We start from the raw sequence: 13369 nt of genomic DNA, 5'->3' as shown, positions 1-13369 counted from the left end.
CATCTGCGAGGCAATGGCGCGCAGCGCGGAGACCAGTTTTTCGCTGACCAATTGTTCGACGTTCTCGGCGTCCACCGAGTTGACGCCCAGCGAGCGGGCGGCGTTGAGAATATGCTCGCGGTCGGCCTGCACCCGGATATAGAACTGCGCGAGAATGTTCGAGCGCAGGTTATCCTTGGTGATCAGCGCGTTGGCGCCGCGCGGGTTGACCCCAAGCTTCATGGTGCGCAGGTTGACTTCCGTGATGCGGTGCATCACCGGAAGAACGATCGCGCCGCCGTCGAGAACGACCCGGGAGCCGCCAGCGCCGGTCATCACGAACGCTTGATCCGCCGATGTCTTCCGATACAGCGACGTCACTACGGTGACGCCCAGGCCGAACAGAAAGAGCAGCAGGCCCACGCAGCTGATGACCAGCTGTCCGATTTTATTTTCCGCCAACGCCGGCACGAAATACGGGCCGCCAAAGAGCAGCAGCCCCACGGCCATTAATCCAAATCCCATCGTTTTCTCCTCGCCCGAAGGCGTCTCTCCTCCCAAACAGCGCCCAATTCGTCCTGAGGCGCCCACCTTACTTAATCCCAAAACACGCTTGGTTCGTCTCAATCCTCCGCGAATGGCGACGGCTCCACGGTGAAACGCGCCGTCGTCTCGTCATACGCTCCCAAAATCACCTTTCGCCCCTTGCCGATCACTGGCTGGCCGGGACGCACCCGGCAGGTCACGTCATGCAGCACGGCATTTTTGTCATAGTAGAAAGCGCGCCCCGCCGTCGCGCTGATCGGGTAGACAACACTCGCTTCCTGCCCAACCAGCGATTCTCGCGATACCGCCGCCGTCTCGATCTTCGGCACGAAGTATGAGAAGATCCGCGCGGCGGACCGCGACAGCAGCACCGCGCACACCGTCGCAATCGCCACGGCGGGCAGAATGAATACGCCCGGAGCCATCTTCTCAGAAAGTACTCGCACCGCCCAGAAGCCGCTAAATCCCCAACCCAGCATCAAGGCGCCCAGCACCAGCGTCAGCGGCGCATGCCCGATCCCCACGACGCCAAGAGCACCCGAAAGTCCACCTGGTCCTCCATCTCCCTCCGCATCCGTATCGGCGTCCGCATCTACGTCGGCATCGACATCCGCGTCCGCATCCGTGTCTCCCGAACCATCGCCGCCGATGCTGATCACGGTCGAAAGCATCAGTAGGACCACGGCGATCCCGGCCGGCAGTAAGAAGATCAAGTAGTACCAGTTCAGCAGAATCGCTGCGTTCATTGTCCCTCGTTTCGGTTATTCAGCACTATGCGCATCCTAGACCTAAGCGCCCATTCTCCCACCGATAACCCACCCCGGCGCTTCGCGCCACCCATCCCGGGTTCCACCCACCCCGGCCTTCGGCCACCCCTCCCGCAACGGGAAGGGTATTTGAACCGGGTTCGCAATCGGCCCTCGTAAGAACTATTCTTAATTAACCCTTCCCGTTGCGGGAGGGGTGGCGCGAAGCGCCGGGGTGGGTCACGCAGGGCCGAGGGTGAGGACCTCGATCACGGCGCCTCTTCCACCACCAATTGTCCAAGTTTCTCATCATAATCCACCACCAGCGCGCGTTTGCCGCGCGCCAGCGGCGGGTGTCCAGAGGCGATGCGCGCCGTGCAATCGTGCATCGTTCCATGGGCATCGTAAACATGCACGCGGCCCCGCGTTCCATCGATGGGGTATGCGACGCTACCGACCTGGCCGCAGAGATCGATGGTGTCAGTCACAAAGCTCTCGGTTTGCGGCATCAGCCGCGCGCCCGCTTCGGCGGTGATCTTCGCGGTCGTGAGCGCTCCAGCCAGTGCGACCGCCATGGACGGAAGCGCGAAGAGCGCAGGACTGTGCATATTCTCCTGGAACATCCGCGTCGCCCAAAAACCAAACAGTCCCCACCCCATCAGCAGACTGCCCCAGACAAACGGCCCAGGAACGCGTCCGACACCGAAGAAGCCCAGAAACTGCTCGCCCACGGTCGGCTGGGACGCTGCGACTTTCGCTCCGCCCTTCGCCGATCCCTTTGCGCCCGCTTTGGCTCCCGAGTGCTTCGGACCGCCGCCTTGGCGAGCGCCGCTATGCGATACCCGTGCGCCGCCGTGATGCATACGCGGTCCGCCGCCCTTGTGCTGACGGCCGCCGCCGGCCGAAGATGCTAACAAGAGAAACAGCGCCGTTCCCCCGGGCAGCAAATAGATCAAATAGTACCACTGCGCTAACTCATTGCCGTTCATCGGCTTGGGGCCTCCTCGCGCCCTGTTATGGAATTGGACCCGGGACTTCGTGAAAAGTTGCACGACTATCTCAAAGATTCTTTTGAATTTTTAAGAACGCCTGCTAATGTATGTCTCAAGGCTGCACTTTGACACAGCCCCGCCCAATCCAGTATAATGGGGGCAGCGTCGACGAGTACGCTAAGATTTCACGAGGCGAGGCCGTTTTCCTGGGTGATCCCAGTGGCCGCCGCCCAAGTTTCACCAATTTACCAGTACGGAGAAAAATTTACTATGGCCAGGATACGACGCGTCGCCGCGCCGGACGCCGCTTCCATTGATGAAGCGGTCGCCGGACAGACGCCTGAGTCGGCTGACAACAACATGCAAGCCGAAGGCGCGGCTGCGCCCGAAGCATCCGCGAAGCCCATTCGCCGCCGCGCGCCCCGCCGCAAGGCCGAGCCCGCCGCTGAGACCGAAACCGCGGCTTCCGATACCACGGAATCCCTCTTTGACGCCGCAGCCGCGCAGACCGTCGCCGACGGCGCCGCAGTCGCTCCAATCGAATCCGCGCCCGAAGAACCCGCTGAAGCGCCTGCCCGCGCCCCGCGGCGGCGCCGCACGCCGACCGCTAAGACGGTAGCTGCCGAGGCTGAGTCAGCGCCAGCCGCAGTTGTGGAAACCCCAAGCTCGGCCCCTGCGCCGGCCGACGCCGAGACGGTGATGGAAGGCCTCACGGATGTTATTGATGCGACCAGCAACGAAGCTGCAACCGTGGAGATAGCCGACGGCGACACAGAAGACGCCGAAGATGACGCCGCCGGTGAGTCGACCGTCGAGGGAGGCGCATCGCGCCGCTCCCGCCGCAACCGCTCCCGCCGCCGTGGCTCACGCAAGGAAACCGCCGAGACGACAGAGGCGCCCGCCGCCGACGCTGCGGCTCCACCCGTCTCCAACCAGCAGAAAACCCGCTCCGAAAACCGCGCCGCAGCGAAAGCGGCCGCCAAAGCCGCCGCCGAAGATCTGCCGCAGCCGACGCGCCGCAAGAACTCACGACGCCGCAATCCGGGCGATCTAGGACTTCCCGAAGAAGTCGCGACGGTCGCCGAAGAAGCGCCCGAAGCACCCGCCGTTGTCGAAGAGGAGAAGGACGAAGTCCTGCTCGGACCGGACGGCCTGCCGCTCCCCGTACGCCGACGCCGCAGCCGACGCACGAAGAATGTCATCGCCGAACCTTCCGTCCCTCAGGAAGCCAAAGCCGCTCCCGCCGAAGCTTTGGAGACAGAGACTGAGGATACGGATGACGCCGGCAAGAAGTCGCGTCGCCGCCGTGGCGGACGACGCCGCCGTAACGGCGACGACGCCGTTGAGATCACCGAATCGACCGAGCTTCTCGTGGGAGGCGAGCCGATCGCCGAAGAAGAAATCGACGAGCCGGAAGAAGAGGAAGTTGAGTTCCTGGCGCTCGCCGCCGCTCCGCCGACCTATATCCCGCCGACGCTCGTGCCGCCGGTCGCTTCGCTTCCCGCCGGAGCCGCCACGCCGCGCGTCCACGCCTCCATACGCCGCGCCGCGCCGGGCAGTCCCGCCAGCATTCTGATCAACGGCGCCGAGCACGCCCCCTACTTCTTCTTTGTCAACGCCGAAACGGCGGAGGACGGCGAAGTCGTGGATTCGCAGATCCGCCACGCGGCCGCACATGGCGTGCATCTTTATTCGGCCGTCATGTACCTGCCGCTGCGCAACGCCTACGGCGAGCGCTCGTTTGGCCGCATCGATTCGCTGGTGCAGCAGATCCTGGCGGCCGATCCGCACGCGCACATCATGCCGCGCCTTCAGTTCGTGCCGACCAACTACTGGGTGCGCACGCATCCCGACCAATTGGCGCAGTACACTGACGGCTCGGAAGGCGATGTCTCCCTGGCCTCCCGTGATTTCTGGTCGGACTGTGTCGACGCCGTCGAAGCGCTGATCGCCCACTTCTCCGATCCGGCCACCCCTGGCGGCGACCGAATTATCGGCTTCCACCTGGACCGTGGCGAATGGTTCAACGATCCGGCCACCGGACACGATATCTCCGAGCCTAACACCACGGTCTTCCGGGACTGGCTCCACGCCAAGTATCAGCTGCCATACCTGCTGCGCGCCGCTTGGTACGACGGCTCCGTGACCTTCGAAACCGCTCCGATCCCGCGCTGGGACGGACAGATCGCGGTCACCAAGAAGACGGAAACGGCTTTCTACGGCACGCGCCGCGAAACCCGGTGGGTCGACTACTGTCAGTATTCATCCGAACTCGCCGCACAGGCGATCACCGGCCTCGCCGCCGCGATCAAGACGTTCTCCGCAAACCAGCTGCTTGTCGGGACATCTTACGGCTACACGCTGGAGTTCGCACACCGCAACGACTCCGGACATCTGGCCCTGACCCAGGTGCTGGAGTCGCCCGACATCGATATCGTCGCCGGTCCCAACTCCTACACCGGACGCGGCGCGGGCAACGCGGCGGCCTTCAGCGCCCCGATCGATTCGGTCGCGCTGCACGGCAAGTTATGGATCGTCGAGGACGACACCAAGACGTTCCTAGCCGAGAACGACACGGAAGATTCGTACAACCCGAAGATCGCCAGCGGAGCGGACACCCGCGCCGCGCATCAGCGCCAATTCGGCGGCGCCCTCGCCCACGGGGCAGGCGTCACCTGGATGGATCTGTGGGGTCAGGGATGGCTCAACAACGCGGAGATTTGGGAAGAACTGGGCGGTCTTGGGAAGCTCGCGCACCAGTGGGGCAAGACCCGCAAGAGCGACATGCCCGCGCCGGACGTCGCCGCGATCATCGACGAAGCTTCACTCGCTTATCTGAAGAACGATCCGAACGGCCTTGGCATGCACCTGATCGGCAAGACGCGCGAGCTTCTGCTGCGCTCGGGCGCTTCGGTCGGCTTCTACCTTCAAAGCGACATCACGAAGGAGAACTTCCCGGACGCCACGCTCTATCTGTTCCTGAACGCCTTCCGGATCACTACCGCTGAACGCGAAGCGATCCGCACTCGCCTTCAGCGCCCAGGCAAAACCCTCGCCTGGCTCTACGCGCCCGGTGTTTACGATGAGAGCGGACCGGCCAGTCTGGAAGTCGGCGATGTCGTCGGAATGTCCCTGCGGCAGCAGCCGTGGAACTCCCGCGTCGGCAGCCAGATCTCCGAGCAGCGTCACCCGATCACCGAGCGTCTGCGAAGCGGCAAGCGGATCGGCCAGGAAGACCTGCTCAATCCGTCCTTCGCCGTCAGCGATCCTCAGGCGACCATCCTTGCCGAGTACGGCACCACCGGCGCTCCGTCGCTCGCCGTCCGCGAGCACCAGAGCGGATGGAAGTCCGTGTTCTTCGGCGATCCGCATCTGACCGTGGAGCTTCTGCGCGGCCTGTTCGCCTACGCCGGCGTTCCGCTGTACGACACGCAGGACGACGTGGTGCTCGCCTCGGACGACGGCGTTCTGAATATCCACACGCAGTACACCGGCCAGCGGACCATTCAGCTGCCGCGCCGCGCGACGGTGTGGGATGTGATGGAGAACCGCATCTGTCTGGTGGACGGGCGCTCGTTCCGCGCCTTTATCCGGGCACGGACCACGCGTCTGTTCCTGTGGGGCTCCGCCGACGAGATCGCCGCGATCAGCGGTCTGGACATCATCGCCCCGCAGCAGCCTCCGCGCGATCCGCAGAGCACGGCGAACGAAGAAGAGCTGCTTGGCGCGGACGTTCCCGCGCCTGGAACCACGCCGCAGTTCAAACCCGAAGCCGCAAAGCCGAAGGTTCAGGAACCCGTGCGTCCTAAGCAGCAGGAAGCGCCCCGTGTGTCTCCGCCGCCCCCAACGACCAGCCGGTCGATTCCCGGCCTGGACGACATCGAAGCCCTGCCGCCAGGCGAAGGCGACGATGACGACATGACGGCGCCCACGGATGAGGACGCCCCGGCCGCCCCGCGCAGCCGATGGCAGCGCCGCCGCGCCGCCGCCCGCGCCCGCCGCGAAGCCGAACGCGCCGCCAAACCCGCCGAAGGCTCGGACGGCGCCCCCGCCGCCCCGTTAGACATCGCCAGCGTCCTCCCCGGCCTCCCGCCGCGACGGATGCCGACGCCAAAAGCTCCGGCGCCGACCGATGACGAAGACGACGAGTAAATAAGATGCCCCCCGGCCCCCACTGAGGGCGCCGACCATACATTTGTTAACGTGTCTAGATTTAATCTTCGTCACGCTAGCATCTTTGTGGTCTACACCCCCAGTGGGGGCCGGGGGGCATCTTATGCGCCGATCATCCTCTCCAGCTCATCCCAACCCAGCGCCCCCCCTGACCCCGCGGCCAGCTTCGCATCGCCTGCACGCACCATCTCAACCACGCGTCCGACAATCACACCGCGATCTTTTGACAGCCCATCCAAGTTCTCCAGGAACCCAACCATCCGCTTCACATGCGCCCGGAATACCCCCTGCGTCGGCGTATGACCTTCCGAGCAGAACAAGAGCAACGCATTGATCGTCTTCAGCGCTCGATCCTCGGGACTGGTGCCGGGCAAGCCGCCGTCCGGCTCCAAAGAGGACGCAAGGGTGAGCAGACGATCTTCTTCGTCGCCGTACACAAGTGATGCTTCGGCTTCCATCACGATGTCCTCCGCAGGCGGAGCCTGGGCCGGAGCCGGCGCGATGACGCCTTCCATGAAGTCCATCGCCTTGCGCATTAGAGAACGCGTGGCGCGAGGCGGCGATGTTGGCTCCATTGCCCGACGCCGCACGATCCCGCCGGCACGAGCAGCTCTGTCCGGCGCGGGCGCGCTCACCATGGGCGGCGACGGGAGCGCTCCCCCAACCGCGCCAAAGTAGCTGTCGAACTCAGTTCCTTCGGGCATCCCGACTGGGACGACGCGCGTCAGGGGCGGCGCGCCGGCCTCGTCTCCTGCTTGTTTTACGACGGCAACGAGAGAACAGGCGCGGCTCGCGAGGCCATACTCTTCACTCAAGGCGACCAGCTGAGGCTCCAGCGACTTTTCCGCCGCAGATGTCATGCGGCTTTCCAGGTCGGTAATGCGCCGCGAACCTTCGAGCAATCGGACCGCATCGGCAACGGCGGGATCGGGCGCTGGGATATTGAATGTCAGACGCCCACCCGGCCATGACGCCGTGACTTCTCCGGGGTCGGCCCGTTCGCCGAATGCGACCCAGGGGACGCCTGCGTGCACGGTAGCCGGAGGAAGGACTGCGAAGTCGGCGCCTGTCAGTTCAATGCCGGCGGCGACCGGCGGGGCAATCGAGGCGAACAGATCCACGGCGGCGAGATCCACGCGCTCCTTGGGTGTGACGAACCGGCTGACGCCGCCCGTGGCCTCCGCCAGAAGCGCAAGGAATCGGTCCTGACTGGCCGAGCCGATGCCGAGGCAGAAGATTCGAACATTGTGTGCGCGGGCCTGCGCCAGGATTTCCTCGGTTCCCATGACCTGCCCGTCGGTGACCACTAAGACAAACCCGCCTTCGCCGACAAGCTTCGCGCCGGCTGCGAAACCTGCCGCCAGCTCCGTGCCGCCACGGGCGTTGATATGGCTCAGAAACTCCGCACTGTGGAGGCGCGTCGCCGCCGTCGGTTTACAGAGCCTGTGCTCGAAAGGCTCGACTCTGTCGTCGAAGGCAATGATCCCAAACTGGTCTTCGGGCGCCAGTGCGGCGAGGCACGCTTCCACGGCGCGCTTCGCCTGCGCCATCGGCGCGCCCTGCATCGATCCGGAACGGTCGACAACAAAGGCGACTTTGCGCGGGCCGTTCTCACTCTTGCCGAACTGTGTCGAAGGAACGGCGAGGACAAAGCGTTTCTCGCCGGACAGTATCTGGACGCCCGCATTCTCCTGACGCACATCCAGCACCAGATCGCGGTTCGGAACATCAACGGCTGGGCTGAGTGAAACGCGCCACGCGCCATCCTCCTTACGCATCCGGACGGCATGTGACGGCGAAGAGATTTCCGAGACTTCCCCGACCCGCAGTCCCAGGTCGAAGCCCACATCGTGCAGTCCCTCCGCGCTCCGCTGGAACGTCGGGAGGATCACATCGCCAAACTCAGACGCCGGCAGTTCGATCTCGCCGCCGGCCCCCGTATCGATCATACGAGCTTGGGCGTGATAGCCGGGCGCAATGGTAAACGGGAAACGAAAGCGCAGACCACTGTCGGTCAGTTCAACGCCGGCGAGCACTTCGAGCGTGACGCTGATATCCTGTCCTTTGCGCAGGTTGCCGAGCGAAAGATTGACCACGCCGTCGCGATAGCTGCGCGCCAGGGTCGCCAGATGTCCGGCCTCCAGCCCTTCTTCATACTCCCGAACAGCCTCCTCGACGCGGCGCAGCTCAGAGTGCGCTTCAAAGCCTTCGCCCTTGACCTCAAATTTGCGCAGCGCGGCGTCGCGCGGCAGCATGAAGCTGTAAACGACTTCTAAGTTCTGGTCTTCGTCGTGGCGAAAGTCGTGCCGCACGAAAAGACGCGCGCCGACGGGCAAAATCTGCCCCGTCAGCCACAGCCGCTGCATGGCGAGCTGAATCGGCTCCTCGCGATCGGCGTATCGTACTTCAAATCCCGTGCTCTGCATCGTCCCTGTCCTCCTGTTTCAGCGCTTTCGCCGCTTCCGAAATGACCCGATGGATATGCTTCAAGCGCCATGGCGCAAGATCGGCGCGGACTTCAATGACCACGCCCTCAGCGACGGGGTACCGCCACCACGCCTCCGGCGTGGGCAGATCATCGCTTCGCCCCGCCCTCTGCGCGACTTCCGCCAGCATGCGCCCCTCGCTTTGAAGCTGCTGGATCTCACGCAGCCGCGCCAAATGCCGGGCGTCATACGACGCGCCCCGTCCCGCCCCGCGCGGTCCGTCCACCAAGCCACGGCTGATGTAGTAGCGGATCGTGCGCGGCGTCAGCCCCAACTCGGCGGCGAGTTCCGAAAGCGTCCATTCCGTCTTATCCATGCGCCCATTATACGCGCAAATAACGACAGTGTCAAGTAGTGTCTATAAAATCCCAAAAAATGGCGATCGAGATTTTGTGAGGATGATTAGCGGGAAGTGGGCGCCCCGTGGAAACGCGCGAGGAGGAGACAGACATCATCCTGGAATTTGCCGCCGGCGAATGCGCGGGCGCCTTCGACGATTGCGGCGCCGATCGGCGCCAGCCGTTCCAGGGGAAGGGCATTGACCGCGAGTGTGACCATGCCGTCGTAGCCGAGAAATTCGCGGCCCTGGCGCGCTTCCGTCACGCCGTCGGTCGCCATCAGCAGGATATCTCCCGGCTCCAGGCGCAGGGTGGTAACCGAAAAGCGTTCTTTGATCTGGATGCCAAGCGGGACGCCGTTCGCCGCGACTTGTTCGACGCCGCCGCCCGCGCGGAGGATCAGCGGCGGCTCGGTGCCGGCGACGGAGAAGTTCGCCTCCCCCGTCGCGGTGTCTAGCACCACCAGGGAAAGGACGACGAGCAAATCCATTTCGTCGCCGGGATACTCCAGACGCTGGGATTCGCAGAGATAACCGTTCAGTCGATCGAGGGCAATTGCCGGCTCCGGATACTCGCGCAGAAACGCCCGCAGCGCGTACTTGATCTGCGCCGTGTGCGCGGCCGCGCGCAGGCCCTTCCCAATCACATCGGCGACGACCATCGCCACCTCACCATCTCGTAATGCAAAGACATCGTAGAAATCGCCGCCGACCAGCGCTTCATCGGACGCAGGCTCATAAAACGTCTTGACATCGACTCCCGGAAAGGCGTTGTCCGGCGCGGTCATCAGCAGCGCCTGCTGGAGCGTTGCGGCGATCCGGTGCTCCCGCGCATGAATGGCGTCCGCCGCTTCCTCCAACAGCTTTCGCTTTGTGTCGTCACGTAGGATCTTCGCGTAGCCGCGCAGGAACCCATCTTCATCACGCAGGGCCTCCATCACGCCGTCGGCCCAGAACTGAGAGCCGTCTTTACGCAGATGCCAGCGCTCGTCATTGGCTTTGCCCACATCGAACGCGCGGGCGATCTCGCGCTCGGGGACTCCCGCTGTCCGATCGCTTTCGGTAAAAATCATCGCGATGGACAATCCAAGGACATCGGTATCTTCATAGCCCAGAATGCGCTCGGCGCCGGCGTTCCAGCTGGCGATGCATCCTTCAACATCGAGCATGATCATCGCGTAGTCTTTAGCGCCTTCCACAAGAAGCCGAAGCTTTTCCTCGCTCTCACGGATCGCACGGTCGGCCCGCAAGCGCTCGGCCTGCTGCACTTCCCGCACCGTTCGATGCTCGCGCTCGGAAGCAGTCTTGCTTCGGTAGTCGCGAAAGAACGCCGCCAGCGCCGGCTCCTGCGCCAGCATCGGCCCAAGATGCTCTTTCGCGCGCTCGTCCGCCTCGTAGGAAACTTCCGGGTGCATTTCAATCCACGTGTGGCACGTCTTGATATAGGCAAGATACGCCGTCAAGTGATTGTACAGATCGTCACTCAGCAGGTGGACCAATTCCGACCGACAGCGCAGGGCCTGTTCCCCTTCAAGAAACACCGCGACGACGCAGGCGAGCAGGCTCTCTTCCAGCGGAGACCCGGCCACCAAAGCATCCATATCAAAAATTGAATACTCATGCAGACGGCTCAAATGCGCGTCGATATCCAAATCGATCGGCGGCGGCGTTTCCAGAAGCGTCAAGACTTCCGATGGCGTCATCCCCAGCGGGCGCAGCGTAGCGGAATGGCAGACCATGCAGTAGGGAACGACACAGAAGCGGGAAAGATAGGCGTTCAGCTTTTCTTTGAACAGCGCGGGGAAGGGATTATCGAGATAAGCGAAGACGGTTTGAGACCAGAGGTTTTCCAGCACTGAGGGAGACGGCAGGGCTGGCTCAAAAAAGGGCGGGAAGAAGCCAAAGCGCCCAACGATTTCCTCTTGAATTTGCGCGCTGGTTCTGCTCACGAATCGACCTGCTTCCCCTACTCGCGCCCATGCCCAAGATTTATCCCTATCATTCTACCCGTAATCGACTGCTTCTGGAGATAACGCAGCGCGCCATGCTTACCCGCCGACTTTAATGCGAACGGCACAGCACGACAGAGATGTCATCCCAAAGCGCTCCCGATGGCAAACGCGCGCTTTTGACCAGGAAATCGGCCGCCATCTCCAGGGACTCGCCCAAGGCGATCTGTCGTACGACTTCCACCCCTACATAATCCCACAGGCCATCCGTGGCCAGAACCAGAGTCCCACTTCCAATCTCCGCGCAAAAAGGAGTGGAAACTCCGCCGCCTCCGAGAAGCGGCTTGCGGGATTGGGAGGAGGTCAATTCATATTCTGCCTCGTCAAAAAGCAGCCATGCCCGCGAGTCGCCGACGCTGGATCCTGTAATGATCCCCTCACTCAGCACCGCCACAATCGCCGTGGTTTCTCCGGCTCCCAGCGCGTCTTGAATGTTGCGCCCGATCTCATCCAGCAGACGGCAGAGGCCCAAATCATCTTGACGATCGGAAATCCGCGAAGCGCTGGCGGAGACGCGATCGATCACCATTTGAGCGGCCTGCGCGCCGCCCCGCAAGCCGCCCGCTCCATCGGCGATCACAAGAACAATATCGCCGTCCCAGTTCAGCACGGAAAGCCGATCCTGAGCGGGATCGTTCATCCCCGCTATCGCCAGCACCGTTTGATATCGTTCGAAAATCAATTCTGTTGCCTCTTTAAAGCTTTTGCCTTATAATGGAACAATAGAGCGCTTTGAAGCGCTTTCGAACATATTACCAGACGAACACGTCCACGAGACCGGGAGGTTGCTGGTCATGGCTTTATCACAAATCGAGACGGCAAAGATGGGACATTTGCTGCGGCGAGCGGGTTTTGGCGCACGACCGGAGGAATGGGAAACTTACGCCCGCCTGGGCGTGGCGGGAACCACGGACGCCCTGCTGCACCCCGAACGCGCCCCTGATCGTCTCGCGGCTCTCCTCAAGGAGATTGACGGCGATTTTGTCGACTTCCACAACATGGACAGCGTGAAGATGTGGTGGCTCTATCGCATCGCGCACACGCAGCGGCCACTGGAAGAGAAGATGACCCTCTTCTGGCACAACCATTTCGCCACGGCAAACTACAAAGTCGACAATCCTGGCTGGATGTGGAAGCAGAACGAACTGTTTCGCACTCAAGCCCTCGGCAACTTCCGCACGATGCTCAAGGCCGTCTCACGCGATCCCGCGATGCTGGTCTGGCTCGATGGCTCGGAGAACCGCAAGGGCAAGCCGAACGAGAATTACGGGCGCGAACTGCTGGAGCTGTTCACGATGGGCGTTCATGGCGGCTACACCGAGCAGGACGTGAAGGAAGCGGCGCGCGCCTTCACCGGCTGGCGGCTAGACCGCGATGCGTCCACATTCTCGTTCGACGCCGGACAGCATGACGATGGCCCCAAAACATTTCTCGGCCAAACCGGCAACTTCAACGGCGACGACATCATCGACATCGTCGCACGCCACCCCTCCACGGCGCGCTTTCTCTGCACGAAACTCTACAAGTTCTTCATCGACGACAACCCCACCCCGGCGAGCACCGCTCCGTTCGAGAAGGTGTACTTTAACTCCGGCTACGATATCCGTTCCGTAGTCGGCGCGATGCTGACTTCGAGCGCGTTCTACTCCGCCACAGCGATGTACTCCAAGATCAAGAGTCCGGTCGAAATGGTCATGACCACAGTGCGTACGATGGACGTTCCCATGAGCGCCCTCAATTACCTGCCCGGCACGCTGCGCTCGATGGGTCAGGATCTGTTCAACCCGCCGAACGTGAAGGGCTGGACCGAAGGGCAGACCTGGATGAATACGATGACGCTGATGGCTCGCGTCAACTTCATCAATCAGGTTGTGCGAGAGATGGGCAATCGGGGAGATTTCTCCGAACGAGTGCACGGAGCGCTCGCGCGCACCGGCATGCCGGTCACCACGCCCGATGGCGCGGTGGACGCCGTTTGGGCCGCCTTCATGCCCGGCCGCCGTCCCTCCGCCCCCACCCGCGCCGCCCTGATCGCCTACGCTTCCGACGGCTGGAAGCCCGGCGAAGTACGCTTCGAGAACAAATCACAGGGACTGGTGCG

9 protein-coding genes are annotated in these 13369 nt (G+C 63.0%); 2 read left to right on the top strand and 7 right to left on the bottom strand.

Annotated features, from left to right (window positions below; genetic code table 11):
• From ABIZ35_RS20020 to ABIZ35_RS20010, 3 genes are all read right to left on the bottom strand, one after another.
• Positions 1-504 (bottom strand): SPFH domain-containing protein (locus ABIZ35_RS20020; RefSeq protein ID WP_348221692.1); only part of this gene is annotated, 504 nt, incomplete at its 3' end.
• A gap of 98 nt (positions 505-602) precedes the next feature.
• Positions 603-1271 (bottom strand): hypothetical protein, encoded by a 669-nt coding sequence (locus ABIZ35_RS20015; RefSeq protein ID WP_348221691.1) that lies wholly within the window; start codon positions 1269-1271, stop codon positions 603-605.
• Between the two features lie 269 nt (positions 1272-1540).
• Positions 1541-2260 carry a hypothetical protein gene (locus ABIZ35_RS20010; RefSeq protein ID WP_348221690.1) on the bottom strand — a complete coding sequence of 240 codons (720 nt, stop codon included), beginning with the start codon at positions 2258-2260 and terminating at the stop codon, positions 1541-1543.
• A 273-nt stretch (positions 2261-2533) separates the two neighbouring features.
• Between ABIZ35_RS20010 and ABIZ35_RS20005 the strand changes: the two genes are divergently transcribed.
• The gene (locus ABIZ35_RS20005) at positions 2534-6415 is read left to right on the top strand and encodes a hypothetical protein (RefSeq protein WP_348221689.1); all 3882 of its coding nucleotides are present in this window, start codon (positions 2534-2536) and stop codon (positions 6413-6415) included.
• A 122-nt stretch (positions 6416-6537) separates the two neighbouring features.
• Here the strand turns inward: ABIZ35_RS20005 and ABIZ35_RS20000 are convergent, their stop codons facing one another.
• The 4 genes from ABIZ35_RS20000 to ABIZ35_RS19985 all read right to left on the bottom strand — a co-directional run bounded on the left by ABIZ35_RS20000 (position 6538) and on the right by ABIZ35_RS19985 (position 11950).
• Positions 6538-8862 carry a VIT domain-containing protein gene (locus ABIZ35_RS20000; RefSeq protein WP_348221688.1) on the bottom strand — a complete coding sequence of 775 codons (2325 nt, stop codon included), beginning with the start codon at positions 8860-8862 and terminating at the stop codon, positions 6538-6540.
• On the bottom strand, positions 8843-9238 hold the full coding sequence (locus ABIZ35_RS19995; RefSeq protein WP_348221687.1) for a helix-turn-helix domain-containing protein: 396 nt from the start codon (positions 9236-9238) through the stop codon (positions 8843-8845). Before ABIZ35_RS19995 ends, ABIZ35_RS20000 begins: the two co-directional genes overlap by 20 nt.
• Before the next feature lie 86 nt (positions 9239-9324).
• Positions 9325-11208 (bottom strand): SpoIIE family protein phosphatase, encoded by a 1884-nt coding sequence (locus ABIZ35_RS19990; protein WP_348221686.1) that lies wholly within the window; start codon positions 11206-11208, stop codon positions 9325-9327.
• A gap of 112 nt (positions 11209-11320) precedes the next feature.
• The gene (locus ABIZ35_RS19985; RefSeq protein ID WP_348221685.1) at positions 11321-11950 is read right to left on the bottom strand and encodes a protein phosphatase 2C domain-containing protein; all 630 of its coding nucleotides are present in this window, start codon (positions 11948-11950) and stop codon (positions 11321-11323) included.
• Positions 11951-12062: 112 nt separating this feature from the next.
• Here ABIZ35_RS19985 and ABIZ35_RS19980 point away from each other — a divergent pair.
• Positions 12063-13369: DUF1800 domain-containing protein (locus tag ABIZ35_RS19980; protein ID WP_348221684.1), on the top strand; the 1307-nt coding region annotated here is incomplete at its 3' end.

The sequence above is a fragment of the Capsulimonas sp. genome, assembly GCF_039929585.1.
Classification (GTDB): Bacteria; Armatimonadota; Armatimonadia; order Armatimonadales; family Capsulimonadaceae; genus Capsulimonas.
The sequence above is the reverse complement of the archived record's forward strand: the minus strand, read 5'-3'. Positions and strand labels throughout refer to the sequence as shown.